The following is a 25230-nucleotide window of genomic DNA, read 5'->3' as shown; positions in this document are numbered from 1 at the left end:
GCGTCGAACCGGGAGAAGCGCCGGTTGCCTGCCCGCATTTCCTCCCCGGCCTGAAGGCCGGGGCATCCTCCGGGAAGTCAGGTGACCGCGCCCCGGCGGTCCCGGGCCTGACGGAAACCGCACCCCTGCCCCGCGCCCCGCCGCGGCCGACCGTCCGCGCGCGGCCGCCGCGACGTGGCAGAATGCGCGAAGACCAGGCAGCGGGAAGGGAGCGGCGGGTGTTCCGAACCGAGCACGCCCGGGTCGTGTCGCCGACCGACCTCGTCGACGCCATGGAATGCGAGCATCGCAGTACGCTGCGCATCGCCGCGGCCGCCGAGGTGCCCGGCGCGCCCGCCCCCGCCGACCTCGACCCGCTCGTCGCCCAGCAGGGCGCCGCCCACGAACAGGCCGAACTCGACCGCCTGCGCGGCCTCTTCGGCGACGGCGTCGTCACCGTCGCCGACCCCGCGCCCACCGACGCCGCCCTGCGCGCCGCCGCCGAGACCACCGCCGAAGCCATGCGCGCCGGCGCCCCCGTCGTCTACCAGGCCTGCTTCTACGACGCCTTCGCCCCCGGAACCGCCTTCCACGGCCGAGCCGACTTCCTGATCTCCACCGCCGTAGACCCGGCCACCGGCGCCCGCCGCCCCGGCACCGTGCCGCGCTACGAGCCCTGGGACACCAAACTCGCCCGCAACCCCGGCCCCTCGGCGATCCTCCAACTGACCGCCTACGCCGCAGCGCTGGAACGCACCGACGCCGGCCGCGGGGAGCACATGCACCTCATCACCGGCGACCGCGGCGTGCACACCCACCGCGTCGCCGACTTCCTGCCCATCCTGCAGGGCGTACGCGAACGGCTGCTGGAGCGCCTGTCACACCCGCCCGCACTGCCCGACCCCCTGTGGGGCGCGCCCCGCCCCTCCTGCGACGGCTGCGGCTACAGCGACCTGTGCGCCACCGGCCGCGCCCGCGCCCGCCACCTCTCGCTGGTGGCGGGAATGCGCACCGACCAGGCCCGCCGCCTCGACGACGCCGGCATCGCCACCATCGACGCCCTGGCCGGCGCCGCCGACGACGACCGGCCCGCCGCCATGCCCCGCCACTCCTTCGCGCGGCTGCGCGAGCAGGCCGCGCTGCAAGTGCGCCAAGACGCCACCCGCAGCGCCGAGGATCCCCAGGGGACCGTGATCGCCGAGGTCCACTCCGCGGAAGGCCTCGCCGCGCTGCCCCCGCCCAGCCCCGGCGACGTCTTCTTCGACATGGAGGGCTACCCCTACTACGACGGCGCCGACGGCCGCGGACTGGAGTACCTCTTCGGCGCCGTCACCCGTGCCCGCCCCGGAGCCGACGGCCCCGCCGGGGCCGCGGAGTCCGAGGAGTTCCACGCCTTCTGGGCCCACGACCGCGCCCAGGAGAAGCGCGCCTTCGCCGCCTTCGTCGACTTCGTGTGCGAACGCATCGACGCCGACCCCGGCGCCCACGTCTACCACTACGCCTCCTACGAGGCCGACCGCCTCAAACTCCTGGCCGCGGCCTTCGGCACCCGCGAGGCCGACGTCGACGAACTCCTGCGCCACCGCCGCCTCGTCGACCTCTACACCACCGTCAAAAAGAGCCTGCGCGTGTCCCAGCGCTCCTACTCCATCAAGTACCTCGAACCCCTCTACCTGCCCCGGCACCGCAGCGGCGACGTCACCACCGCCGCCTCCAGCATCGACGCCTACGCCGACTACCTCGGCGCCGTCCAGTCCGGCGAGGCCGACCGCGCCGACAAGATCGCCCGCGGCATCGCCGACTACAACCGCGACGACTGCGCCTCCACCGCCGACCTGCGCGACTGGCTCGAGAACCTGCGTACCGAGCACGGCATCACCGCGCGCCCGTCCGGCCAGAGCGAACTCGTCGCCGAGGACGCCGACGAACGCGCCGCCGAGCGGCGCCGCCTCCGCGACGAGCAGGAGGCCCGGCTGCGGGCCCTCACCGACCCGCTGACGGAGGGCGTCGCCGAAGACCCGGCCCAGCGCGGCCCCGACCAGCGCGCCCGCGCGCTGCTGGCCGCGCTCGTGGGCTACTACCGCCGCGAAGAGAACCCCTCGTGGTGGGACTACTTCCGCCGTGTCTCCGCCCCCGTCGAAGAGCTCGAAGCCGACAACGAGTGCCTGGTGCCGCTGCGGGCGCGCCTGGGCGGCTGGGAGGAACCCACCGGCCGCCGGAAACTCGCCCGGCGCGACGTCGAGCTGCGCGCCGACCCCGCCCGCCCCCACCCCTTCACCGCAGGCGACTCGGTCCGGCTGCTGTATGCGGGAGCGCCCGGCCAGGAGGCCGACACCGTCAACGCCGCCGTCGAAACCGCCTCGCCCGAGCGCCTCACCCTCGTCGAGACCTCCGCGCCAGGAGAGACCTACGCCCGCGCCCCTTCGGCGGTGCTGCCCGGCGCCCCCGTGCGGTCGGCCCCCAAGGACGAGGCGCTGTGGTCGGTGGCGGCCGCGGCCGTCGAGGAGCTGCCCGGGCTCCCCCGCACCGCCGGCATCGACGTGCTGCTGCGCCGCCCCCCGCGCACCCGCGACGGGGCCGGGCTCGACGACCCCGCCGACCACGGCGGCGACACGGTGGCCGCCGCCGTCGCCGCCGCCGAACGGCTCGACTCCTCCTACCTGGCCGTGCAGGGCCCGCCCGGCGCCGGAAAGACCTACCTGGCCGCCCGCCTGATCACCCGCCTGGTCGCCTCCGGCCGCACCGTGGGCGTGTGCTCCACCAGCCACAAGGCCGTCGAGAACGTCCTCACGGCCGCCCTGCACGCCGCCCGCGGGTCCCCACCCCTGCCGTGCGCCAAGCGCCCGCCCGCCAAGAAACCCGCCGCCGACGCCCCCTGGGACCAGCCCAAGAGCCCCAAGGACCTCGCCGCCTGGCGCACCGACCACACCGGCGGCCACCTCGTCGGCGGCACCGCCTGGAACATGGCCAACGAAGCGATGACCGCCGATCCGCTCGACGTGCTGATCATCGACGAAGCCGGCCAGTTCGCGCTGGCCGACACCCTCGCCGTGTCGGCCGCCGCCCGCAACCTCGTGCTGCTGGGCGACCCCCAGCAGCTGCCCCAGGTCGTCCAGGGCTCCCACAGCGAGGGTGCGGCCGCCTCGGCCCTGGAGCACCTCGCCGGCGGCGCCGAGGTCATCGACCCCGAACTGGGCTACTTCCTGGACCAGACCCGACGCATGCACCCCGCCGTCTGCGCCCCCGTCTCCCAGCTGTCCTACCGCGGCATGCTGCATGCCCACCCCAGCGCCGCCGAACGCGCCATGAGCGGTGTTCCGGCCGGCCTCTACCGCTACGAGACCGACCACAGCGGCCGCGCCACCCACAGCCCCGAAGAGGTCGAAGCGGTCGTGTCCATCGCGTCCGACCTGGTCGGACGCACGTTCCACGAACCCGGCGCCGTGGTCGACCGCGAGATCACCGGTTCCGACATCCTGGTCGTGGCCCCCTACAACCTGCAGGTCCGCGCCTTGCGCCGAGCACTGGACGCCTCCGGTCCGGCCGGGGTGCGCGTGGGCACCGTCGACCGGTTCCAAGGCCAGGAGGCCCCCGTGGTCATCTGCTCCATGACGGTCTCCAGCGCCGCCGACGCCGCCCGGGGCCTCGACTTCGTCCTCTCCCGCAACCGCCTCAACGTGGCTCTCTCACGCGCTCAGACCGTGGCGGCGCTGGTCTACTCGCCCCAGCTGGGCGCATCGTCCCCGCGCTCGGTCGCCGAACTGCGCGTGCTGGCCGGCTTCGCCGGGCTGCGCGCCGACGCCGCCCCCTGGCCCGCATCCGGCCACCCGCACCCGTGAGGAGGGCCGCCGGCCCCGCTACCGCCGACACCCACCGCCCGTTCACCCGGTCGGCACCCGCTCCCGGGTTGATCAACGGGCCGATGCCGAGTTGGATGTGCACTACGGCACCGGAACGGCCCCACGCGCTCCGGCGATCCCGGACCCGCCCGCCCGGCGGCACCGCCGTTTCGGCGCCGCCGCTACCCGCACACCCCGCGCCGCCCACGGCGGCCGCTTCGTTGGGAGAAGGTTCCCCCGTTGACGTCAGCACAGAACGGAGACCGGCCGATCCGCAACACCCGCCACCCTCTGGGAGTACGGATCACCGCGGGCCTGCTGTGTGCAGCCAGCGTGGTACTGGGGCCGCTGGGATATCTGCGCGCCATCGCCGCCGGCGAGAACTCGGCCTCCGAGTGGTACACCCTGAGTTTCAGCGTGTCGGTGGGCCTTCCGCTGCTGGCCGCGGCGATCGCCACCGTCGCCGGCGACCGCCGCGCCGCGCTGTGGTCGCTGGCGCTGCTGGCCTGGCCCGTCGTCTACGTCGTCGCCGTCCACCTGCTGCTCGCCGGCTGAGGCGGACACCGCCCTGCCGCACGGCCGCTACGTTGGGGCGCGGGCGGGCCGGACGGCCCGCCCGCGCCCCGAACCACGGAGAGAAGCGCGTGTCGCCCAAGAAGAAGTCCAAGCGGCCCGGCCGACCGGCCGCACCCGGCCCGGGCCCCGCCGAATCCGGCCCTCCGGCGGCCCGGCGCACCGGGCCCGCGACCGCCGCGGCCTCGGGCGTCAGCCGCACCCCGGTCGTGCTCGACGACCGACGCCGCTGGCCCGCCGCGGTCTGGACCGCTCTGGCCGCGGTGTGGGCGCTGGGCGCATCGGTGTTCTTCGTGCTCTTCCTCGCCGAAGGCTTCGCCCTGATCAGCCGGGACCAGGGCGCCGGCGCCAGCATGACCGCCGCCGCCTGGTACCTGCTGGGCCTGGTCGTGTGCGCGCTGGGAGCCCCCGTCGCCGGAGCCGTATGGGCCGCCCTGCTGCGCCGCAAAATCGCCGCCGTCCTGTTCTCCTTCGCTCTGCTGGTCTCCGCGGTGGCCCTGTTCTCCCTGGACACCCCCGTCGGCATCGCCCAAGCCATCGGCAACGGCATCGCCTCCGGCTGAGCCCGTTGCGGCGCCGCGCCGCACCCCCGCCCGCACCGCCCGGCGGCGATGGGCCATCATGGCCCCGTGGCCGACGACACCCCCCGCACACACGACAGCGCACACCGCGACACCGGAACCGACCCCGGCGGCGTCGCCGAGATCGTCCCCGCCGAAGTGCGCGAACACCTCGTGCGCGGCACCCGCAGCGTCCTGGTCGACGAGGCCGCGCTGGAGGACGTGCGCCGCCGCTTCGACGACGAGCAGGCCGGCGCCCTGGGCCGCTACCTCTCTTCAGCTCAATCGGCCAACACCCTGCGCGCCTACCGCTCCGACTGGCTCGCCTTCACCGCCTGGTGCCGGTCCGAAGGCCGCCGGTCCCTGCCCGCCGACCCCGTCGACGTCGCCGTCTACCTCGCGGCCGCCGCCGACACCGTCCGCCCCGGCGACCCCGGCCGGTGGGCCCTGGCCCCCTCCACCCTGGAGCGCAAAGCCGCCGCCATCTCCGCCGTCCACGGGGCACAAGGGCTCGCCACCCCCACCCACAGCGAGGTCGTGCGCATGACGCTGCGCGGCGTCCGCCGGCGCCGCCGCGCCGCACCGCGCCGCAAACGCCCACTGCTGCTGCCCACCCTGGAGGCCCTGCTGGCCGAACTGCCGGACCCCGGCGACCCCCGGGGCGGTACGGCCCGCCGCCGCGACGCCCTGCTGCTGCTGGCCGGCTTCGCCGGCGCCCTGCGCCGCAGCGAACTCGCCGCCCTCACGTTCGACGACGCCGCCCTCGACGCCGACCACCGCACCGGCGCCCCCATGCTCGTCGTCCGCCTGGGCGCCACCAAGACCGACCAGGACGCCCGCACCGAGCAGCAGGTCGCCCTGCCCCGCGGGCGCCGCCCCCAGACCTGCCCCGTGTGCGCCTTCGCCGACTGGGCCGACCTGCGCGAATCCTGCCGCGACGGCGGTGCCGCGGCCCTGGCCCGGCACTTGGAAGAGGCGCCGGCGACCGGCCCCGGCGCCCACCGCTGCCACACCTACACCGGCACCGACCTGGCCGACGGAACCGGCCGCCCGCTGTTCCCGCCGGTGGACCGCCACGGGCGCATCGGCGCCAAAGCCGTGTCCGGGCGCGCCGTCGCCGACCTGGTCAAGCGTTACACGCGCCGCGCCGGACTGGACGCCGACGCCTTCTCCGGTCACTCCCTGCGTGCGGGGTTCGCCACCCAAGCCGCCATGGGCGGAGCCAGCGACCGCGAGATCATGCGCCAGGGCCGCTGGAGCAACCCCCGCACCGTCCACGGCTACATCCGCACCGCCAGTCCGCTCGAAGACAACGCGGTGACCCGTTTGGGTCTGTGATCGCTTCGAGTCCTGGATATGTCAAGATGCGAACGTGATCGATGAGTTTCGTGCCGCCTTCCAGGAGCTGATCGACGCCTCCGTCTCCACCGACCCGGGGCGTTTTCCTGCGGCCGTGCAACGGGTGCTCCAGCTGGCGCCGGAGGCGCCGCCGAGCGAACGCGAGCTGGCGCTGGAAGCGCTGGGCCCCTTCATCGGCGGCGGCCACACCGCCCCCGGCATCACCGCCGACCTCGCCGTGGTCGCCGGCGCCTTCGTCGAGATGGGCGCCGACCCCGGCCCCGCCGGCGCCGAAGCGGTCGGCCTGCTGCGCAGCGTCGGCCAGGGCGCGGCGGTCTTCCTGCACGCCTGGGAACGCACGGGCGGCGGACGCCCGCCCGAACCCGACGACGTCACCGCCGCCGCCGAGGAGCGCGTCGCCCAGCGCCTGGGCGAGTCCGCCCCCACCGCCACCGTCTGCTGGTGGACCGTCCGCCGCTACGGCCTGGCCGCCAAGACCATGCTCAGCCAGTCGGGCGTGCGCAGCACCGTGCGCGCCGATCCCGGGCTGCGCGCCGAACTCGTCGCCATCGCCAACCAGCTCAGCGGCGCACTGTCGGAGTTCGGCGAGATCCGCGCCCTGCTGCGCATGGCCGAAGCCACGTCCGCGCTCGTCCTCGACCGCGCCACCGGGCGCGGCTTCCGCGTCCTCTTCGACGGCATCGGCGACAACTTCCAACTGCACACCCTGCTCGCCGACGCACTCCTCGGCTCCGACGGCCGCGGACTGCCCGGCCGGCGCCCCGACCCCCGCTGGGTCGCCGCCTTCCGCGACTCCCCGCCCGACCCTCAGGCCCGCGTGGTCCAGGGATGGTGGAACCTCGTGGCCCTGGACGGATCGTGGGTGCGCAACGAGGGGGTTCCCGCCGACATCCCCGCGGTCGACGGCGAGCACGTCCTCGTGCTGGACGAGCAGCCCTTCCCGCGTTCGTGGAACGCGGGCCGGCGCCACCCCATGGTGCGCGGCTGGCTGGAGGCCGACGAGGAGGTCTCCGCGGAGGAGGCCGCCGCTTGGTGGCGCCGCGCGGCCCCGGCCGCGACCGGGGCCCGCTCGGGAGCGGGCTCCGCGGCCGAGCCCGCAGGGGCAGGCATCTCCGCCGACGCGCCCCGGGACTTCGCCGGCGATGCCGACCCCGGCCACGCGCCGGGGGAGCGGGGCGAACCGGCGCCCGGCGGGCACGAGGAGCCGTCCGGCCCCCAGCCGCAGGCCGTCGACGGCGGCGCCGCCGTCGACGAGGGGCCCGGTTCCGACCTCGGCGGCCTCGTTCGGCCCTACGTCGGCAGTGCACCCCTGGCGGTGCGTATTCCGGACGCGGTCGTCTTCGGGGCCGAGCCGGCGGGCGGCGGCGACACGTACCCGGGATTCGTACGGGAGCTCTCCGGCGCCGATGGGCCGGGTGCGCAGGAGCCGGAGGGGCGTCAGGACGGCCATGACGGCGCCGACGACGACGCACCGGCGCCCGGCGCCGCGGCCTTCCATGCGGCCCCGCCGGAGGAGGCGGAGGAAGGGCCCCCGCCGTGGCCCGGCGCGCCGGGGGAGACGGCGCTGCAGGAGCCGTCCGCCCCGGAGGAAACCGCGTCCCAAGGCCGTGCGGCCCCCGTCACCGAGACGGCGGCGCTGCCGGTCGTGCCCGACGCCGCAGCGGAGGACGACGGCGGTACCCGCGACCGCCCGGAGCGCTCCCCGGGCACCCCCGGCCTGCCTCCGCTTCCGCCGGGCGTGTCCACGAGTTCGGCGTGGGGGCCCGACTGGCGGTGACTCCCGCCGGACCGGCGTCTCCGCCCCGGCCGGGTGATTTGCGAATCTACGATGTAAAGACGACGGGTATCCACCGCCTGAATCCTCCGGCAGCGCCTCGATGCCGAGGGAGAGCATCCGGCACCAACCACCGAACCCCTCAAGCACGGGCCGGGCGGCGGCGCGCGGGGCCGTCGTCGGCGTCGCGGCCCTCGTAGTCCTCGTCGTACAGGCCGTCGAAGTACTCCTCTTCGGTCACGCCGTGTCCCCCGTCCCCGCCGGTCCACCGCGAGGGTGCCAGCATGGGCGAAAACAGCAGCAGGCCCAGCGGCAGATAGGCCCCGATCGACAGCAGGGTCGTCGCCCCCTCCAGGCCGGGGACCACCGCCGGGACCCGCTCCACCAAGGCCGGACGCAGCACCTGAAGCGCGGTGAGCCCGACCAGTGTCAGACCGGCGATCCCCGGAAGCATCGGGGTCAGCCGCGGCGGCACCGCGGCCAGGGCCACCAGCAGGGCGACCGACGCGCCCGCGCCGATGGCGACCGCGCCCTCGGCGGTGACGATGGACTGGCCGGTCGCCGACAGGTCGGCGAACCGCGGCAGCGTCCACCCGGTGCCCAGGATGAGGACGGGCGCGAGGACCAGTCCGGCGATGAATCCCACGAAGTGTCGCACGAGTCTTCTCCTCAGGTGTTCGGGGCGGCAGGCGGCCGGCGGCGCCGCGCCACCGGTTTGCGGCGGGTCGCGCAGGCCCGTGCGAACGGACGTCCGCACGGGCGGCGCCGTCCGACGCGGCTCCACGGGGAGTTGAGCAAGCACCATAGCGACATTCAGGCCCAATTGGGCATAGGAGAACGGATCCGTCGTCCTATCCCGCGTAGTCCCGACACCGCGAAGCGTGGCCCACCGCAGCTGGCGCCCCTGCCGCAGCCGACCGGACCGGCGCTCGAAAACCGGGTAAAGTCACCCTGTGTGAAGTCGCCCCACCCGGCCGGACCCGCCTAGGCTGGAACCGTGAGCAACGCAGACCCCACCGACGCGCCCGAACCCGATCCCGAGGTCGTCGAATTGGCCGGCCGCGTCTTCGACTTCGCCCGGCGCGGCGACACCCAACCGCTGACCGCCTACCTCGACGCGGGCGTTCCGGTCGACCTCACCAACGACAAGGGCGACACCCTCGTCATGCTCGCCGCCTACCACGGACACGCCGGCACCGTCGCGCTGCTGTGCGAGCGCGGCGCCGACGCCGACCGCCTCAACGACCGCGGGCAGTCGCCCCTGGCCGGCGCCGTGTTCAAGGGCGAGGACGCGGTGGTCGACGTCCTGGTCGACCACGGCGCCGACCCCGCCGCCGGCAGCCCTTCGGCACTGGAGGCGGCCCGCCTGTTCGACAAGCGGCACTACCTGGACCGCTTCACCGCCGGCGAGTCCTGACCGCGGCCGCGGCGCCGACCGAACCCGCTCCGGTGCGGCGGGCACCGCCCTGCCGCCGCTTCAGCCTCGGCCCAGCACCGGCCGGCCGTGCTCCAGGTAGCGCGTGCACCCCCGGGCGGCGGCCTCCACCGCGGCGTCCAGGCGCCGGCCCACCCCGTCGCTCACCAGATCGGGCCATTCCCGGGGGCCGACCAGAGCCGCGTCACTGAGCTCGTCGGCCGGCAGCCGCACCCGGCCCAGGTCGGCATCCTCCACCGCGCCCGCGAACACGAACACGGTCGCCGGGCGCCCGTCGGGGTGCAGCTGCGGCGGTAGCCAGTCCACGCACACCAGCGCCTCCAGCGCCGGGACGAACCCCAACTCCTCGGCGCACTCGCGCCGACAGGCCGCCAGCGGCGACTCACCCCGCTCGACGACCCCTCCGGGCAGCGACCAGCCCGGCTTGTAGGTCGGTTCGACCAGCAGCAGCCGCCCGTCGGCGGTGCCCAGCAGCGCGGCTGCCGCCCCGCGGGTGCGGGGCAGCCCGTCGAAGAACGCGAATTCGGAATCGGCGGCCACATCGGCCAGACTACGGCCGCCCCCCGCGGACACCCGAGGCGGGGGCGCGCCCGTACCAGGATCACGCCGACTCCCCGGCTCCGTCGTCCGGAGCGGCGGCCGACCCCAGCGGGCTCCGGCTCACCGGCCGGCGCCCCAACCGCCGCCGCAGCTCGTAGGCGGCCAGCACCACCGCCACCGCGGCCAGGGTCGCCGCCAGTGGCAGCCGCTGGTCGGGCAGCAGCGCCATCGCCCCCAGGATCGCCAGCAGGCCGGCCAGCGTCGCCCAGCTCAGATACGGAAAGCCCCACATCCTGAACCGCAGCGCGTCGGGTTCCGCCCGGCGCAGCCGGCGCCCCAGCACCAGTTGGGAGGACACGATCGTCACGAACAGCACCAGCAGGATCGCCCCGATGGAAGCCACCAGGAACGCGAACACCGTCTCCGGCCACAGGTAGTTGCCGATCACCGAGGCGTATCCCACCACGGTGCCCATCAGGATCGCCCGCGTGGGGACCCCGCGCCGGCCCACCGCCGCCAGCGCCCGCGGCGCGTCGCCCTGGCGGGTGAGCACGTGCAGCATCCGCGAGGAGGTGTACAGCGCCGCGTTGAGCACGCTGAGTACCGCGATGAACACCACCACCTCCATGATCAGCGGTGCGGCCGGCACGCCGACCCGTTCCATCACAGCCACGAACGGGCTGCGCAGCAGCTCGGCGGTGTCCCAGGGCAGAACCATCACCACCACCAGGATCGAGGCGACGTAGAACAGGGCGATGCGCCACAGCACGTTGGTGGTCGCTCGCGCGACCCCGCGCTCGGGTTCGTCGCTCTCTCCGGCGGCGATCGTGACGATCTCCACGCCGCCGAAGGAGAACAGTACGACCACCGTCGCAGCCAGCACGGCGCCCCAGCCGTTGGGGGCGAAACCGCCGTGGACCCACAGGTTGTCCACCGTGGCGCCCCCGGAATCGGGCCACAGCCCGAACGCGAACAGCCCGCCCAGCACGAGAAACGCCACGATCGTGGCGATCTTGACCAGGGAGAACAGCGACTCGGTCTCGCCGAACATGCGGACCGAGATCAGGTTGGCCCCCGTCATCACCAGCAGCAGTGCCAGCGACAGCAGCCACCCGGGCAGCGGCACCCAGGCACCCAGCGTGGCCGCTCCCGCCACCGCTTCGGCCGCCACCAGGACGCTGTACATCCACCAGTACAGCCACCCGATGCAGAAGCCCGCGCGCGGTCCCAGCGCCATGCGGGCGTAGTCGGAGAACGAGCCCGCCGAGGGACGGGCCACCACCATCTCGCCCAGCGCCCGCAGCGTCAGCAGCACCAGCGTCCCCGCCAGCGCATAGGAGAGCACCGCGGCCGGGCCGGCGGTGCTGATGACGGCACCGGAGCCGATGAACAGCCCGGCACCCACCGATCCGCCGATGGCGATCATCGCCATGTGCCGGCGGCGTAGCGAGTGCGCCAGCTCTGACGTGCCGAAAGAGGTCGTGGTCGAAGTCCGGTCCCTGGTCACGGCCAACGAGGGTATCGGCTGCGCCGCGGTCGGCGGTCGCGCCGCACGCACGTCCGGGGTCCGGGGCGGGGGAGGGGCCGGAATAGCCGGGCCCGCGGTGGCGTTATGGCGCGTGCAGGACGGTGCGTTGACTTCCGCTCCCCGGGCTAAGAGCCGGGGATTCCTACGGCGGCCGGTCGGCCGCTTCGGCGGGTTCCTGCTTCATCGCGCTGCGCCCGAACGGGTTCGGGTCTTACCTGCGCTCCACGGGCTGATGCCGCCAGCCCGGCGGCCGTGGCGACGTTGACCGCCGCGTTGATATCCCGGTCCAGCACGGCCCCGCAACCGCTGCACGCCCATTCGCGCACGTGCAGCGGCTTGGGCCCGTCCTTGACGCCGCACACCGAGCACACCCGGGACGTGGGTTCGAACCGCCCGATCCTGACCAGTCTGCGGCCGTACCGTGCGGCTTTGTATTCCAGCATGTGCACGAACGCCGACCATCCGGCGTCGTGCACCGACGCGGCCAGACGCGTGCGCGCGAGCCCGTTCACCGCCAGGGTCTCCACGGCCACCGCTTGGTTCTCGCGGATCAACCGGGTGGAGAGCCGGTGGTGGAAATCGCGCCGTGCGACCCGGGCGTGGGCGCGGGCGACCTTCACCCTGGCCTTGTCCCGGTTCCTGCTGCCGTTGGCCTTGCGGGACAGGTCGCGCTGTGCCCGCTTAGGGGGCGGACAAGATAAGCCGGAAAGGGGCAATGGCCAGGTCGGCGGCAGTGAACAGCCATGGGGAAACCGTGGTGGCAGCCCGGGTCCGGATCGAGACCGCCAGCATCCAGCCCCCAGGCCTCCGCACCGGTTTCATCTGATGAAGGATCTCTTCACCAGATGAAGACGCGGTTCTGCCGAAGCTACGGCGAGGGGCAAAGCGCCGTCAGCGGTTCCGAGCCGTGGTGTAGCAGCGCGGGCAGGCCGGGGTCGTCACCGCGGCGGGGGCGTTCCAGACGAAGCGGCGGAATGCGGGCGTGTTCGGTGGACAAGCGGCCCCTCCGGCCGTGGGGATATCAGTGCAGGTCATCGTTGGCGGGCTGGTGCACGGCCTCGGTCAGGTAGGTCTCGGCTCCGGTGAGTACCACCAGCTGGCGCAACGCTTTCTCACGGGCCAGCGCGGCGGCCGCGACCACCTGGACTGCGTCGGCGCCCACCGGCAGGCCGAGCAGGGTGGCCACGGTGGCCGGGTCCTGCACGGCGACATGGTCACCGAGCTGGCCGGGCTCAACGACGCGCTGCCCCGCCTGGGGTGGGCCGCGCAACCTGCGACGGTCGGAGAAGGCGGTGCGCGCCAAGTGGGGTGTGGTCCCTTTGCTGGACATACTCAAGGAGACCGCGCTACGCACCGGCATGCTGGAGGCGTTCACCGGGGTCGGCACCCGCGAGGCCATCACGGCCGAGGAGCTGTGGGAGCGGCTGATCCTGGTGATCTACGCCTACGGCACCAACACCAGGCTGCGCCGGGCGGCCTCGGGCGAGCACGCCTACTCCGAGGACGACCTGCGCTACATCCGGGCCGCTACTTCACTATCGAGGGGCCCGCAACGCCTCCCACCCCGCCTACGCGGCGATGCTGGAGGTGGGACGGGCCGAGAAGACCGCCTTCTGCGCCCATTACCTGCGCGACCGCGACGTGCAGTACGAGGTGGGCTCGGGGCTGAACGTGGTGGAGAACTCCCACGGCATCCACGGCGAGATCCTCTAGGGCAAGACCGGCGAGCTGTCCTCCACCCGGCGCGAGGAGCAGGAGCTGACCATGCTCGCCCTGCACATCCTCCAGGTGTGCCTGGTGTACGTGAACACGCTGATGCTCCAGGAGGTGCTGGCCGAACCCGAGTGGCAGGACGCGCTGACGGCCAAGGACCGGAGCGGGCTCACGCCGCTGTTCTCCTCGAACATGAACCCCTACGGCGACATCCGCCTGAACACGGGCAACCGCCTGGCCCTGGGCGGCTGACCCCCACCGTCGTGCATGGCTGGATCTTGGAGATCATTAAGATACGGCCATGACGAAGACGCATGCGGTGGCCGTACTGGCTTTCGAAGGAATGGCACCCTTCGAGCTGGGCGTGGTGGTGGAGGTCTTCGGCCTGTCCCGGCCCGAGCTGGAAGACCTGCCCTGGTACGAGCTGCGGGTTTGCGCCGAACAGCCCGGCCGGGATCTGCGGGCGGTCGGCGGGTTCACGCTGCGCGTCGAGCACGGGCTCGATGCGCTGGACACGGCGGACACGGTGATCGTGCCAGGGGTGGCCAAGGCTGGGGCGGAAGTCTCACCCGCCCTGGTGGAAGCGCTGCTGCAGGCCCATACGCGAGGGGCGCGCTTGGTGTCGGTCTGCTCAGGGGCGTTCGCGCTGGCCGCGACCGGCCTGCTGGAGGGCCGACGCGCCACCACCCACTGGCGCTACGCCCGCACGCTTGCCGAACGGCATCCCGAGATCGAGGTCGACCCCGACGTGCTGTACGTCGACAACGGCGATGTCCTCACCAGCGCGGGCAGCGCAGCCGGTATCGACCTGTGCCTCTACCTGGTCCGGGCCGATCACGGTGCGGCCGTCGCCAACGCGGTGGCGCGCCGCTTCGTCGTTCCGCCGCACCGCGAGGGCGGGCAGGCCCAGTTCATCGAGGCGGCGGTGGGGGAGATCGGCCCCGAGGACGACGGCGTCACACGGAGCATGAACTGGGCGCTGCGTCACCTGCACACACCGGTGTCCGTGCCCGCCCTGGCCCGGGCCGCGCGCATGTCGGAGCGCTCGTACTTGAGGCACTTCACCCGCCGCAACGGCGTGAGCCCCATGCGCTGGGTCATCGCCCAGCGGGTGGCTGCCAGCCTGCCGCTGCTCGAGTCCGGCGAGGGCACCGTGGACGAGGTCTCCGCCGCGGTCGGCTTCGACAGCACTGCGACGTACCGGCACCACTTCACCCGCCAGATGCGTACGACGCCGACGGCCTACCGCAAGACGTTCACCCGCGTCCCCACGCACCCCTGAGGGTCGCTCCGCACAACTGGCGAAATCTTCGCGACTTAAGGCGTTTACGCCACTCGCAGGGCGGGCTCAAAGATCAAAGGATGGAGTCATCGTCGGCCGGGGAAACCCGGCACGGCCCACCAGACCCCGCCCCGACCAACAAGAACAAGAGGTACCCGCCCTATGCCTGCCACCGCTTCCACCGAGATCACCAGCGCCGTCCTGAACAAGCCCGCCGCCGCTCCGGCCGAAGCCGCCGCCCACTTCGCCGCCCGTCTCGCCTTCGAGTCGGATGTCTCCGACGTCCACGCCGATCTGGAATCGGGCGCACCCGGCGTCGTGGTGGTCGACACCCGCAGCGATGCCGCCTGGGACCAGGGCCACATCCCCGGCGCCCTTCACATCCCCACCGCACGGATCGCCGACCTGGCACCGCAACTGATCGACCCGGCCCAAACCGTGGTCACCTACTGCTGGGGCCCCGGCTGCAACGGCGCGACCCGCGCGGCGCTGGCCTTCGCCCGCCTCGGCTACCAGGTCAAGGAAATGCTCGGCGGCTTCGAGTACTGGGCACGCGAGGGCTTCGCCTACAACTCCGCCACCAGTGTCGAGCAGCGCCCTGTCGACGACCTGACCGCCCCGCGCTCGGGCATCTCCTGCGCATGCTGAAGGACACTGCACGGCCGGGCGGCGTGATCCGTCCGGCCACCGCGGCAGACCTGCCAGCGATAGCCCGGCTGTGCGCCGCCCACGCTGCCTTCGAGCGCGCCGAACCCGTGCCCGCTGACCTCGCCACCCGCCTGGAACCCGTGCTGTTCTCGGCACATCCGAGAGCATGGTGCCTCGTAGTCGACCACGGAGGCGAACTGATCGGTTATGCCACCTACTCCCGGGAGTTCTCCACCTGGCAGGCAACCGACTACGCCCACCTTGACTGCCTGTTCGTCACCGAACCGCACCGAGGAGGGGGCTGGGGGCACGCCTTGCTCAACGCCGTGAAGGACGCGGCAGCAGCCCGCGGCGCCGCACAAATACAGTGGCAGACGCCCGACTGGAACACCGACGCCATCCGCTTCTACCACCGTGCGGGAGCCCAAGCCCGACCCAAGGTCAAGTTCTCACTCCCCACTCGCCCAGCACAAAACCCGACCCGAGCGACCGTGGGTGGTCACGCCGCCTGGCTGTAGCCGTCCGGCACCTTGCCGGTATTCGCCACGGAACGGGCTGAAGTCGATGTCCGGGTGGGGGCCGAGACTGGATTGCTACAGGATTCATAAGCCAGGTGACAGATGGCCCGTCCCGCACCGGAGCGTCGCGGGCCACGGTGCGCAGGAACCGCAACAGCGCGCGCTGGTCCAGGGCGCCGGCTTCCCTGGCGGCGGCGAGCCAGACCAGGAACGCGGCGGTGCTGCGCCGGTACTTGTCGCGGGTGGACGTCCCTAGGTCGGTGGCCGAGACGAGGCGGTCGATGAAGGAGGCGAATCCGGTCGCGAGGTCATCGGGAAGGTCCACGGGCCAGCGGGGCCGCCCGGTCCGTGTGTTTCCAGAAGTACGGCACTCACCGCGAACCCCGGCTAAGTTACTCGCAGGTTACTCGGCATTTGGTGACACGCTCCTTACCAACACCCCAGGTAGGAGGCGTGCAGGACCAGTTCGGCCTCGGCCAGGGCTTCCATGGCGGCGTCGGTGCGCGGCGCCTGGGCCAGGAGTTGGCGTTGCACGTGGTCCTCGGCCCGCAGGGCGGGGTGGGTGTAGGTGGCGGCGGCGGTCTCGTCCAGCCCGTGGATATCCAGGGCGTTGCCGTAGTGCAGGGCCGTCCACTGCGCCTCGGCCGGGACCAGCCACGTGTCGGCGTCGGGGTCCTGTCCGGCCAGGACGTCGGCCAGCTCCTGGAGGGCGGCCGGGAGCGGTGGCGGGGTGGGGTCGGTGCGGGCGAGGGTGTCCAGCAGGGCACTCAGGTGGCGGGGGTCAACGGCGACGGTCTCGGCGAACACGTCGGTCCTCCTTCTTCTTCGGGGGCGGGGTGTCAGATGCTGATCATCAGCCGGTGGCCGGTGTGCAGGACGCCTTCGGCGCGGTAGCCCGACCAGCCGTGAGGATCCGGGACCCTCATCACTGCGTGCTCGGCCAACACCGGCTCCAGGACGGACTCGTGCACCCGCGCCAGCGCCCACAGCCCGGCGCCGTCCTGGGTCTCCTCCAGCACGGCGGGGGTGTTCTCCCGAACGCACGGCAACAGGACAAGTAACCGGTGAGTAACTACGGGGCTGAGGAACAAGCGAGCAGGATCCGGCGCTAAGCCGTTCCTCCCTACTCGTAGCTTCTGGGGGCATGCCGGTTGAGTTCCTCACTGATGAGCAGGCGGCCCGCTATGGCCGCTACGCCGAGCCGCCCTCGCGCGCGCACCTGGACCGCTTCAGGACCTGCTGATGACCACCAAGCTTCTGGCTCAGGCCGAGCGCGAGTCGATCAAGGAGAAGGTCAAGCGAAGGTGCGGGGGGATCGGGGGGTTGTCGGGGCGTCGGCTATGGGCATGCGCGGTCTCCTCTGTCGCTGTGGATTCCGGCCTCCCGGGGTGGGGGAGCGGGGGCGGAGGCGCGGAAAGGACCGTGCTCCATGACGACACACGCGCTGTCACACCCCAACCACCGCGCGGTGAACGTTGCACTTCGTATGGGAACCGTGTGTTCACCGGTGGTCACGTAGGTGGGTGGGGTGGGGCGGCTGGCCGGGGGCGGGGTGCTCGCGAGGGCCTGGAGGCGGCCCGTGCCGCCGGGAAAGCGCCTCGGGCGGCCCCCGGCGATGACCGGAGAGCAGGTGGCGCCGGTAGTCGCGCACCGCGCAGTCGCGGGTGCGCGCCTCGGCCAGGGCGCCGACGTGCTGGTCGTCTCCCGTGGCGGCCAGCCAGGACAGGTAGTCCTCGACGCGCTCGCGGTAGGTGTCCTTGGACCTCTCGGCCAGGCCGGTGGTGGCGATCCAGGCGGTGTACCCGGTACGCGCCAGCTCGACCGCGACGGGCAGTGGGATTGGGATGTCGTCCCGGCTCCGGCCAGGGGCGGCGTGTTCGGTGCTCATGTCGTGGGCTCCGCGGCGGAACGCGGGAAGCGCTTTGGAAGTTGGGTCCCGCTGTCGGCATCGAGCCGCGGCAGGGCGCGCAGGTCCAGTTCCAGCGGCGGTTCGGGCCACAACCGGGTGACCAGGCCGGCGTCCGCGGCGGGGTTCTCGGCCGACTGCCCGGGGTGGTACATGACGTGGAGCAGCAGGCTCCACCGGTTGGGCAGGCTCAGCTCCACCATCCCGCTGCGTACACCGTGTTCGAGTAGTACCCAGCCGTTCGGAAGAGCGACAGGACCGTGTTTCGCCGCCTGGCGCGACGACGGAACCGACCAGACCATCCACGACCTCCTGCGCCAGCATACGCGCGAGAAGCGGGGACGGTTATCCGACCCGAGCCTGGTCGTGCTGGACACCCGGAGCATCCGCGCCGCGGCCGCCGTCCCCTCCGACACCGCCGGCAACGACGCGGGCTAACGCGTCACCGCCCGGACCGACACCGTGGAAACCGCCCTGGTCGACCAGGGCTTCAAGAGCGCCGTCGTGGACCACGGCGCCGCGTTGGGCATCGGCGTGGACATCGTGCAACGCAACCCGGCCGACCGGGGGTTCGTTCCCCAGCCCAAGCGGTGGGTCATCGAGCAGACCTACGGCACCCTGGCCCCGCACCGGCGCCCGGTCCGCGACTACGAGCACCGGCCCGCCAGTTCCGAGTCGCGCGTGTACTGGGCGATGAGCGACGTGATGGCCCGACGCCACACCTCCAGCCCCTCTTGGCGCGGCGCATGAGCGGCCGCGAGGCGAAACCGCTGCTGGCGGCCGTCGATGCGCGCGAGCGGGCGCTGTGCCGCGAGGCCGAGCAGACCCGGGCCCGTATCGAGGAGCTCACCGCGACGCCAGCAGAAATCGACGAGGCGATCGCGCATCTGCGGATCACCCGCACGACCCTGCTCTCCCTGGTCGGCGAGGACGGCGCCGATCCAGCGGAGCCGCCTGCCGTGCTGCCCGACCATCCGGCCTACCGACAGATCATGGATGCGTTCGCCGACCTCGTCCGGCCGCTGCGCGCGCGGGACCTGTGTCAGAGCCTGGACCTGCCCATCGTGTCCAAGAACGTCGAGAACACGCGCTCCAAGCTCAAACGCCTGGTCAGCCGCGGCATCCTCGTCGAGACCAAGCCGGGATTGTTCTCCCAGCACCGCCCATAGCCCACCAGCGGCCGCCAGACCAGCCGGCCTTGTCCAATCCCTGCGGAGAAGGGGACATCAACCCACGAAACGCCCTCTGAGGGAACAGGTGGGATCGGGTGGGCGACCTGCGGCCCTCCGCGCCGATCAGGACATCGCCCCGAGCCTTGGTGCCGTCGGTGAAGGTCACCTCCACCGCCTTGGGCGTCTGTTCCAGCGTGTGCAGGCGCTTGCCGTACACGAGTTCCACACCCTGCTCGTGGATCTGGTCCAACAGGATGTTCATGAAGGTGGAGCGGTCGATGCACCGCGCCCCGGCGGAGTTGCTCTTCTCCAGGTCGAAGGGCACGTGGACGATCTCCCGTCCGGTGTCACCCCCGAGGGTGAAGAACCGGTCGGGCATCGGCAGGCTGCGTTCCACGACCTGAGGGAGCAGTCCCATCAGGTCCAGGACCCGCTGGCCCTGTGCTCCCAGATGAAGAAGCTGGCGCCGGCGTGTTCGGGCTGGGCCTCGTAGACGGTGGCGTCGATGCCGGCCTTGTTCAGGCACAGGGCCGCGGTCAGGCCCGCGACCCCCGCTCCAGCGATGAGTACGTGGTCGGTCTCGCTCATGGGTCCTCCGTTTCACGGTGCGTGGATGCCGGGTAGGGCAGATCACCTTCCATGAATGAGACATTATAGTCTCATGTGGGGTACTTTTGACTCATGAAGAACGAACGAGAGGACATGCTGCTCGCGGCAGCCGACTTCTTGGGGCGGCGCCCCAACGCCAACCAGGACGAGATCGCCAAGGCAGTGGGCGTGGGGCGGGCGACGCTGCACCGCCACTTCCCCGGGCGGGCCGCCCTCGTGCAGGCGGTCTCGGACATGGCCGGTCAGAAGATGTACGCGGCGGTCGAGACCTCCGCACTCGACCAGGGCGACTGCGTCTCGGCCGTGCGCCGCTTGGTGGCGGCTTTGGAGGACAACGCTCCCTACCTGGCGCTGCTCCACACGCTGAGCCAGGACCTCGACCCGGACCTGGAAGACCCGGTGTGGGATGACATCGACCAGGCCGTCACCAGCCTGTTCGAACGCGGCCAGGCCAGCGGCGAGTTCACGCCGCTCCTGAGCGCTGCCTGGATGTCCGAAGCCCTCTACAGCCTGGTCGCGGGAGCGGCCTGGGCCATCCAGAGCGGCCGGTGCGCCCAACAGGACTTCACCCCGATGGTCACCTCCATGGTGCTCACGGGCACGACCCATCACCGCAACGACGGACAGTGACCACGATGACCCCAACACCCACGGCCGACCCGTGCCAAATCGCCCAGGTCACCAGAACCCGGGACGTGCGGCCCGGAGGCACCGCCGCGCCGACGAACGCATCCCCGCAGGAGAACCCGTGACCACCCCACGCGCTTCCGACACCCCGAGCGCCACCGCCGCACACCTCTCGCCTGGCCGCCGCTGGGCCGCCCTGGCCGTGCTCGCAGCGAGCCTGCTCGTGGTGGTCATGGACATGACCATCCTCAACGTCGCGCTCCCCGAGATCTCCAGAGCGCTCTCCCCGACCGCGGCCCAGCAGCTGTGGATCGTGGACATCTACGCGCTGGTCCTGGCCGGGCTCCTGGTCACCATGAGCACACTCGGCGACCGGTGGGGCCGCAAGCGCATGCTCCTGATCGGCTTCGCGATCTTCGGCGGAGCCTCCATGCTGATCGTGGTGGCCCAGTCGGCACCCATGGTGATCGCGGTGCGCGCCCTGTTGGGTGTGGGCGGGGCGATGATCATGCCCGCCACGCTGTCGATGATCCGCAGCCTGTTCTCCGACCCGGGCGAGCGCGCCCGAGCCCTGGGCATCTGGGCGGCGGTCGCCTCCATGGGTGCGGCCGTGGGCCCCATCGTGGGCGGGCTGCTGCTGGAGCACTTCACCTGGCATGCCGCGTTCCTGGTCAACGTGCCACTGATGGGCGCGGCACTGCTGGCCGGTGTGCTCCTGCTCCCCGAGGCCCGTAACCCCGATCCGGGCCGCTGGGACGCTCTGGCCACCGTTCTGTCCATCACGGGCATGGCCGCCCTGATCTGGGGTATCAAGCGCGTCGCCAAGGAAGGCCCCACCGACGCCTTGGCGCTCGCGGCGGTGGGGGTGGCGCTGGCCCTGCTGGTCTGGTTCGTGGTGCGCTGCCTGAACAGTGACTCGCCGCTGCTGCGGGTGCGCCTGTTCGCCTCGTCCTCCTTCACCGCCGGAACCGTGGCGGCGCTGTTCGCCACGTTCGCCATGGGCGCATCCCTGCTGCTCACGGCGCAGTGGCTCCAGCTCGTGCAGGGGATGTCGCCCCTGCAAGCCGGCTTCGCTCTGGTGCCGATGGCCGTCGCGGCCGCGGTGTTCTCGCCGCTGGCCCCGATCCTGGCCCAGCGCATCGGTGCCCGCACCGTCCTGGTGGGCGGCCTGGCCCTGTCCGGCGCGGGTTTCGCCGCCCTGGCTCTGGCCCCCGAACCGCTCACCTACACACCGATCGCCATCTGCCTCACCCTGCTCGGTGCGGGCATGGGATCACTGGCCATCGCCTCGGCGGTCATCATGTCGGGCACCCCGGCCGAACACGCGGGCAGCGCCGCCGCCATCGAGGAGACCGCCTACGAACTGGGCGCGGTCCTGGGAATCGCCGTCCTGGGCAGCATCGCGTCAGCCCTGTACCGCGCCGAACTATCGTCCGCCGACCTGGCCGCAGCCGGACTGGAACCGGCCCAGGTGGGGGTGGCCCAGGAATCCCTGGGCGGCGCCCTGCACGTCCTGTCCGGCCTGGGCTCCTCCGGGATCGAGGCCGTCGCCCAGGCTCAGGCGGCCTTCACCCACGGGCTGATGCTCGTCGGCGGGATCGGGGCCGTGGCCATGCTGGTCTCGGTCATCGTGGTCTTCGCCCTGACGCCCAAGGACCTGGACGTCACCAAGGGCCACTGAGAGCCAGGCATCGCTGTTAGCCGCCCCGACCAGACACAGGTATGCCTGCACCACACAAGTTGGGTCACCAGGCCCGACTGGATCGCGCCTGATCGCCCAGGGGTGCCACGCCACTGGCCTGTTCTGAGGAGCAGGGGCGATCGGCCGTCCACGGAGATCGGGGGTTGAGGTTCCTGCGAGTGGGATCCGGCGCTCAGGACACGGTCGCCCTGCGGCATAGCGTCGTACTTCTGGAAAGGACCGCGCCGTGCCTCTGCACGCCCAGGCCCGTGCCTCCCTGGAAGAGCTGCTGGACGAGCTTGGCCGGCCCGCCGCGGGGCCGCTGATCCGCAACCGCGACGGCGGGGCGCTGTCCACCCGGGCCGCGAACACCGCGGTGTGCGCGCTCGGTGCCGCGGCCGGGATCGGTCCGGCCGACGACGGCGAAGCGTTCGGCCCGCACGTGCTGCGCCATACCTTCGGCACCGACCTCGTGCGCGGCCGCGGCGACCTTGCCTCCGCACCGGTCGACGTGGTCCTGGTCGCCGAGCTGATGGGGCATTCCGACCTCGACACCACTCGCCGCTACACCCTGCCCAGCGAGGCCGACAAGACGGCCGCCCTGGACGCGCTCACCGTTGACCGGTGAGCGGCCGGAGGGCTACCGCTAAATCCTGTAGTAATCCTCCTCGCCCCCCGCACCGGTCTGCTGTGCCAGCCTCCGCAGCGAGACGACGGGGTCAGCCCGGTCTCGTGTCGTGGTGCCCCTTCGCTCGCTTCCGCTGTGCGCGCGGTCGCGGCTGAGACCCGCACGGACGCCGTCGGCCGCCGGTGTTCGCGTCCGGTGTGTCCGGGTGCCGGGCGGCGGCGGTTGTGGATCCGTAGGGGCCAGCGTCTCCCGTAGCGCCCTGAGGGGCGGGACGTCGGCTCCGTGTCGGCTCTTTCGCCTCGGTGAATCACCGGTGGCAGAGCGTGCGCTGAGCGTGTCCGGTGCGGGGCGGTGCCGGTCGGGGGCTGGCTCAGGTGGTGTGGATGTGGATCTCGACGGGCGGTTCGAGGGCGGGGGCGCATTCGACGTGGCTGAGGTCGGTGACGACGGTGTCGGCGTGGCCGTGGAGCTGGTCTGCGGCGGTGGTGGTGGTGACGGCGACGGTGCGGGTTCCGGCGGCGCGGGCCGAGGCGAGTCCGGCGGGGGCGTCTTCGAACGCGATGGTGTGGGCGGGGTCGGCGCCGAGGCGGCGGGCGGCGGTGAGGTAGGGCTCGGGGGCGGGTTTGCCGGTGGTGACGTCGTCGGCGGTGATGAGCAGTGGGGGGTCGATGCCGACGGCTTTGATGCGGGCTTCGGCGAGGGGGCGGGTGCAGGAGGTGACGACGGCCCAGGCGTCGTCGGGGAGGCTGGCGAGGAGTTCGCGGGTGCCGGGCAGGACGCGCAGGTCGGGGGCGCGGTCGATTTCGAGTTGTTCGAGGCGGTCGGTGGCCGCGGCGACGGTGTCGGCGGGCAGGAGCTGGGCGGCGATTTGGCGGGCGGGGATTCCGTGGCCGATCACCTGGTCGAAGCGGGTGCGGTCGATGTCGTATTCGTCGACCCATTGGTCCCAGCATTGCTGGATGGCGGGGCCGGAGTCGACGAGGGTGCCGTCCATGTCGAACAGGAGCGCCTGTGCACTGATCATCACGGTGGTGAGTCTAGGTGGCGGGGGCGGTGGTGTGTGCGTGTGTGCGGATGTTGGGCGGGTCATGTCGGGGTGGTGCGGTCAGGGAGCGGGGTCGTGGCGGGTGCGGTCGTCGAGCATGGGGGTGGCGGTGGGGTGTCGGGGCGGGGGGTTGGGGTGGCGTAGGGAGGCGACGTCGGCGGCGTCGACGATGATGCGGGTGAAGTTGTCGGGTTGGTCGAGGCTGACGAGGTGGCCGGCGCGGGGGACGTTGAGCAGGCGGGCGTCGGTGCAGGCGTCGAAGAAGCGTTTTTCGTGGATGCGGAAGTGGTCGCGGGCTCCGTTGATGAGCCAGACGGGGCCGGGGTAGGTGCCGAGGGCGGTGAGGACGTCCATGTCGGCGACTTCGTCGATGACGGCGCGGGCGGCTTCCATGGCCAGGCCTCCGTCGAGGGCGGCTTTGGCGCCGTGGCCGAGGGTGAGGCGGTGGAAGCGTTCGTTGACGGCGTGGCCTTTGTCGGGGAGGCGGTCGAGGAGGGCGGTGGGGATCCGGTAGACCTGCGCGAGGGTTTGGACGGGGCGGGCGGTGCATCCGGCGGCGACGAGTCCGGCGGTTTTGTGGGGGTGGGCGGCGGCGGTGGCGATGGCGACGAAGCCGCCGAGGCTGAGTCCGACGACGAGGGCGCGGCCGCCGAGGGTGTCGATGGCGTCGTGGACGGTGCGGACGGCGGCGTCGAGGGTGAAGTCTTCGCCGCGGCGGCTGCCGTGTCCGGGCAGGTCGCAGGCGAGGGTGTGGCGTCCTTGGTCGGTGAGGAGGTCGAGTTGGGGCTGCCACATGCTGCTGGAGAGGCGGAGGCCGTGGACCAGGACGATCGGCAGGCTCATGGGCGGCCCTTCGGGTCGGTGGGCGGGTGGGTGGGTGGTCATGGGGTGTAGGTGACGGTGACGGGTGCGTGGTCGGACCAGCGGGTGTCGTGGGTGGGGGCGCGTTCGACGCGGGGGCGGGTTGCGGTGGCGGCGAGTTCGGGAGTGGCGAGGTGGTAGTCGATGCGCCATCCGGCGTCGTTGTCGAAGGCGCGGCCGCGGTAGGACCACCAGGTGTAGGGACCGTTTTGGTGGGGGTGGAGGTGGCGGATGACGTCGGTGGTGCGGGTGTGGTCGAGGAGTCGGGTGAGCCAGGCGCGTTCGTGGTCGAGGAATCCGGAGTGGGTGCGGTTGTTGCGCCAGTTTTTGAGGTCGGGGGTGTGGTGGGCGATGTTGAGGTCGCCGCAGAGGAGGAAGTGGCGGCCGTGGGCGGTGGTGTCGCGGGTGCGGTGGGTGAGGTAGGTCAGGAAGGCGTCCATGAAGCGGTGTTTGGTGTCTTGGCGGGAGGTGCCGACGTCGCCGGAGGGCAGGTAGATGCTGGCGAGGGTGAGGTCGCCGATGTCGGCTTCGATGTAGCGGCCGGCGGTGTCGAATTCGGGGGTGTGGAAGCCGATGCGGTGGGTGGTGGGCGGGGTTCGGGTGTAGATGGCCACGCCGGAGCGTCCGGGTTGGTCGGCGGGGGCGAGGAGGAGGTGGTAGCGGGGGTGGTGGGTGAGGGTGGTGGGCAGTTGGTCGTGGCGTGCGCGGGTTTCTTGGAGGCAGACGATGTCGGCGTCGGTGGTGTCGAGCCAGTCCAGGATTCCTTTGCGTGCTGCTGCGCGGAGGCCGTTGACGTTGACGGTGGTGATCGTCGTGGGCACGTCGGTAAGCGTAGTCAATCGGTCGGTGGGGCGGGGTCAGGTCGGTGTGGGGGGTGTCTGGGTGAGGTCGCGCAGGGTGGTGTAGGTGCGGTTGGAGCGTGCGGCGTCGCGTTGGGCGGAGGCGGTGGTGTC

The 25230-nt window shown here is 72.4% G+C and carries 26 protein-coding genes and 2 pseudogenes; 15 read left to right on the top strand and 13 right to left on the bottom strand.

From position 1 onward, the window contains the following. The first annotated feature begins 218 nt into the window (after nt 1-218). The 5 genes from HNR25_RS00140 (at nt 219) to HNR25_RS00120 (ending at nt 8087) form a co-directional block, all read left to right on the top strand. On the top strand, nt 219-3818 hold the full coding sequence (locus tag HNR25_RS00140; protein ID WP_184632308.1) for a TM0106 family RecB-like putative nuclease: 3600 nt from the start codon (nt 219-221) through the stop codon (nt 3816-3818). 240 nt (nt 3819-4058) lie between these two features. Next, nucleotides 4059-4373: a hypothetical protein gene (locus HNR25_RS00135; protein WP_184632288.1), complete on the top strand. Its 315-nt coding sequence runs from the start codon at nt 4059-4061 to the stop codon at nt 4371-4373. A gap of 89 nt (nt 4374-4462) precedes the next feature. Beyond that, nucleotides 4463-4954, top strand: coding sequence for a hypothetical protein (locus HNR25_RS00130; protein ID WP_184632286.1), 492 nt, complete (start codon nt 4463-4465; stop codon nt 4952-4954). 48 nt (nt 4955-5002) lie between these two features. Next, entirely contained in the window at nt 5003-6289 is a 1287-nt protein-coding gene (locus HNR25_RS00125) for a site-specific integrase (RefSeq protein ID WP_184632284.1), read from the top strand. Nucleotides 6290-6323: 34 nt separating this feature from the next. Then, complete coding sequence (locus HNR25_RS00120) at nt 6324-8087, top strand: hypothetical protein (RefSeq protein ID WP_184632282.1); 1764 nt, start codon at nt 6324-6326, stop codon at nt 8085-8087. A gap of 139 nt (nt 8088-8226) precedes the next feature. Here the strand turns inward: HNR25_RS00120 and HNR25_RS00115 are convergent, their stop codons facing one another. Then, entirely contained in the window at nt 8227-8742 is a 516-nt protein-coding gene (locus HNR25_RS00115; protein WP_184632280.1) for a hypothetical protein, read from the bottom strand. A 339-nt stretch (nt 8743-9081) separates the two neighbouring features. Here HNR25_RS00115 and HNR25_RS00110 point away from each other — a divergent pair, with 339 nt between their 5' ends. Beyond that, nucleotides 9082-9501, top strand: coding sequence for an ankyrin repeat domain-containing protein (locus HNR25_RS00110; protein ID WP_184632278.1), 420 nt, complete (start codon nt 9082-9084; stop codon nt 9499-9501). Between the two features lie 60 nt (nt 9502-9561). Here the strand turns inward: HNR25_RS00110 and HNR25_RS00105 are convergent, their stop codons facing one another. The 3 genes from HNR25_RS00105 to HNR25_RS00095 all read right to left on the bottom strand — a co-directional run bounded on the left by HNR25_RS00105 (nt 9562) and on the right by HNR25_RS00095 (nt 12303). Continuing rightward, nucleotides 9562-10059: an NUDIX domain-containing protein gene (locus HNR25_RS00105; protein WP_312862269.1), complete on the bottom strand. Its 498-nt coding sequence runs from the start codon at nt 10057-10059 to the stop codon at nt 9562-9564. Nucleotides 10060-10120: 61 nt separating this feature from the next. After that, complete coding sequence (locus tag HNR25_RS00100) at nt 10121-11491, bottom strand: amino acid permease (RefSeq protein ID WP_184638604.1); 1371 nt, start codon at nt 11489-11491, stop codon at nt 10121-10123. Between the two features lie 221 nt (nt 11492-11712). Continuing rightward, the gene (locus HNR25_RS00095; protein WP_376767387.1) at nt 11713-12303 is read right to left on the bottom strand and encodes an RNA-guided endonuclease TnpB family protein; all 591 of its coding nucleotides are present in this window, start codon (nt 12301-12303) and stop codon (nt 11713-11715) included. A 482-nt stretch (nt 12304-12785) separates the two neighbouring features. Between HNR25_RS00095 and HNR25_RS27200 the strand changes: the two are divergent. The 4 genes and pseudogenes from HNR25_RS27200 to HNR25_RS00075 all read left to right on the top strand — a co-directional run. Next, nucleotides 12786-13552 (top strand): annotated as a pseudogene (locus tag HNR25_RS27200) (Tn3 family transposase); the annotation flags it as partial. 49 nt (nt 13553-13601) lie between these two features. Beyond that, entirely contained in the window at nt 13602-14582 is a 981-nt protein-coding gene (locus HNR25_RS00085) for a DJ-1/PfpI family protein (protein ID WP_184632276.1), read from the top strand. A 162-nt stretch (nt 14583-14744) separates the two neighbouring features. Beyond that, on the top strand, nt 14745-15230 hold the full coding sequence (locus HNR25_RS00080) for a rhodanese-like domain-containing protein (protein WP_184632274.1): 486 nt from the start codon (nt 14745-14747) through the stop codon (nt 15228-15230). Continuing rightward, a complete protein-coding gene (locus HNR25_RS00075; protein ID WP_184632272.1) occupies nt 15224-15748 on the top strand; it encodes a GNAT family N-acetyltransferase in 525 nt (174 codons plus the stop codon). The genes HNR25_RS00080 and HNR25_RS00075 overlap by 7 nt, the downstream gene beginning before the upstream one ends. 429 nt (nt 15749-16177) lie before the next feature. On the opposite strand, the gene HNR25_RS00070 is transcribed toward HNR25_RS00075, so the two are convergent. The 4 genes from HNR25_RS00070 to HNR25_RS00055 form a co-directional block, all read right to left on the bottom strand. Then, nucleotides 16178-16555: a hypothetical protein gene (locus tag HNR25_RS00070; protein WP_184632270.1), complete on the bottom strand. Its 378-nt coding sequence runs from the start codon at nt 16553-16555 to the stop codon at nt 16178-16180. A 32-nt stretch (nt 16556-16587) separates the two neighbouring features. After that, nucleotides 16588-16797, bottom strand: a complete 210-nt coding sequence (locus tag HNR25_RS00065) for a hypothetical protein (RefSeq protein ID WP_246463485.1) — start codon at nt 16795-16797, stop codon at nt 16588-16590. A 452-nt stretch (nt 16798-17249) separates the two neighbouring features. Next, entirely contained in the window at nt 17250-17636 is a 387-nt protein-coding gene (locus tag HNR25_RS00060; RefSeq protein ID WP_184632268.1) for a hypothetical protein, read from the bottom strand. Further along, entirely contained in the window at nt 17633-17956 is a 324-nt protein-coding gene (locus HNR25_RS00055) for a hypothetical protein (RefSeq protein WP_184632265.1), read from the bottom strand. Before HNR25_RS00055 ends, HNR25_RS00060 begins: the two co-directional genes overlap by 4 nt. A 160-nt stretch (nt 17957-18116) precedes the next feature. On the opposite strand from HNR25_RS00055, the gene HNR25_RS00050 reads away from it, so the two are divergent. Then, on the top strand, nt 18117-18404 hold the full coding sequence (locus HNR25_RS00050) for a hypothetical protein (RefSeq protein WP_184632263.1): 288 nt from the start codon (nt 18117-18119) through the stop codon (nt 18402-18404). Next, entirely contained in the window at nt 18401-18823 is a 423-nt protein-coding gene (locus tag HNR25_RS00045) for a hypothetical protein (protein ID WP_184632261.1), read from the top strand. Before HNR25_RS00050 ends, HNR25_RS00045 begins: the two co-directional genes overlap by 4 nt. On the opposite strand, the gene HNR25_RS00040 is transcribed toward HNR25_RS00045, so the two are convergent. Beyond that, nucleotides 18765-19244 carry an FAD-dependent oxidoreductase gene (locus tag HNR25_RS00040; RefSeq protein WP_184632259.1) on the bottom strand — a complete coding sequence of 160 codons (480 nt, stop codon included), beginning with the start codon at nt 19242-19244 and terminating at the stop codon, nt 18765-18767. The genes HNR25_RS00045 and HNR25_RS00040 overlap by 59 nt on opposite strands. Beyond that, nucleotides 19244-19414, bottom strand: coding sequence for an FAD-dependent oxidoreductase (locus HNR25_RS00035; protein ID WP_184632257.1), 171 nt, complete (start codon nt 19412-19414; stop codon nt 19244-19246). The genes HNR25_RS00040 and HNR25_RS00035 overlap by 1 nt, the downstream gene beginning before the upstream one ends. A gap of 93 nt (nt 19415-19507) precedes the next feature. Here HNR25_RS00035 and HNR25_RS00030 point away from each other — a divergent pair, with 93 nt between their 5' ends. From HNR25_RS00030 to HNR25_RS00020, 3 genes and pseudogenes are all read left to right on the top strand, one after another. Beyond that, complete coding sequence (locus HNR25_RS00030; RefSeq protein ID WP_184632255.1) at nt 19508-20065, top strand: TetR/AcrR family transcriptional regulator; 558 nt, start codon at nt 19508-19510, stop codon at nt 20063-20065. A 118-nt stretch (nt 20066-20183) separates the two neighbouring features. Beyond that, nucleotides 20184-21743 (top strand): MFS transporter, encoded by a 1560-nt coding sequence (locus HNR25_RS00025; protein WP_312862267.1) that lies wholly within the window; start codon nt 20184-20186, stop codon nt 21741-21743. A 241-nt stretch (nt 21744-21984) separates the two neighbouring features. Next, nucleotides 21985-22371, top strand: a pseudogene (locus HNR25_RS00020) (tyrosine-type recombinase/integrase); the annotation flags it as partial. Between the two features lie 370 nt (nt 22372-22741). Here the strand turns inward: HNR25_RS00020 and HNR25_RS00015 are convergent. The 3 genes from HNR25_RS00015 to HNR25_RS00005 all read right to left on the bottom strand — a co-directional run bounded on the left by HNR25_RS00015 (nt 22742) and on the right by HNR25_RS00005 (nt 25098). Next, on the bottom strand, nt 22742-23395 hold the full coding sequence (locus tag HNR25_RS00015) for an HAD-IA family hydrolase (protein WP_221457789.1): 654 nt from the start codon (nt 23393-23395) through the stop codon (nt 22742-22744). Between the two features lie 81 nt (nt 23396-23476). Next, nucleotides 23477-24259 (bottom strand): alpha/beta fold hydrolase, encoded by a 783-nt coding sequence (locus tag HNR25_RS00010; RefSeq protein ID WP_184638600.1) that lies wholly within the window; start codon nt 24257-24259, stop codon nt 23477-23479. Nucleotides 24260-24297: 38 nt separating this feature from the next. After that, nucleotides 24298-25098 carry an exodeoxyribonuclease III gene (locus HNR25_RS00005; RefSeq protein WP_312862266.1) on the bottom strand — a complete coding sequence of 267 codons (801 nt, stop codon included), beginning with the start codon at nt 25096-25098 and terminating at the stop codon, nt 24298-24300. Nucleotides 25099-25230: the final 132 nt, after the last annotated feature.

Origin of the sequence: Streptomonospora salina, from assembly GCF_014204715.1 — a bacterium.
In the GTDB taxonomy this organism is placed as follows: domain Bacteria; phylum Actinomycetota; class Actinomycetes; order Streptosporangiales; family Streptosporangiaceae; genus Streptomonospora; species Streptomonospora salina.
This window is presented reverse-complemented; position numbering and strand designations above follow the sequence as displayed.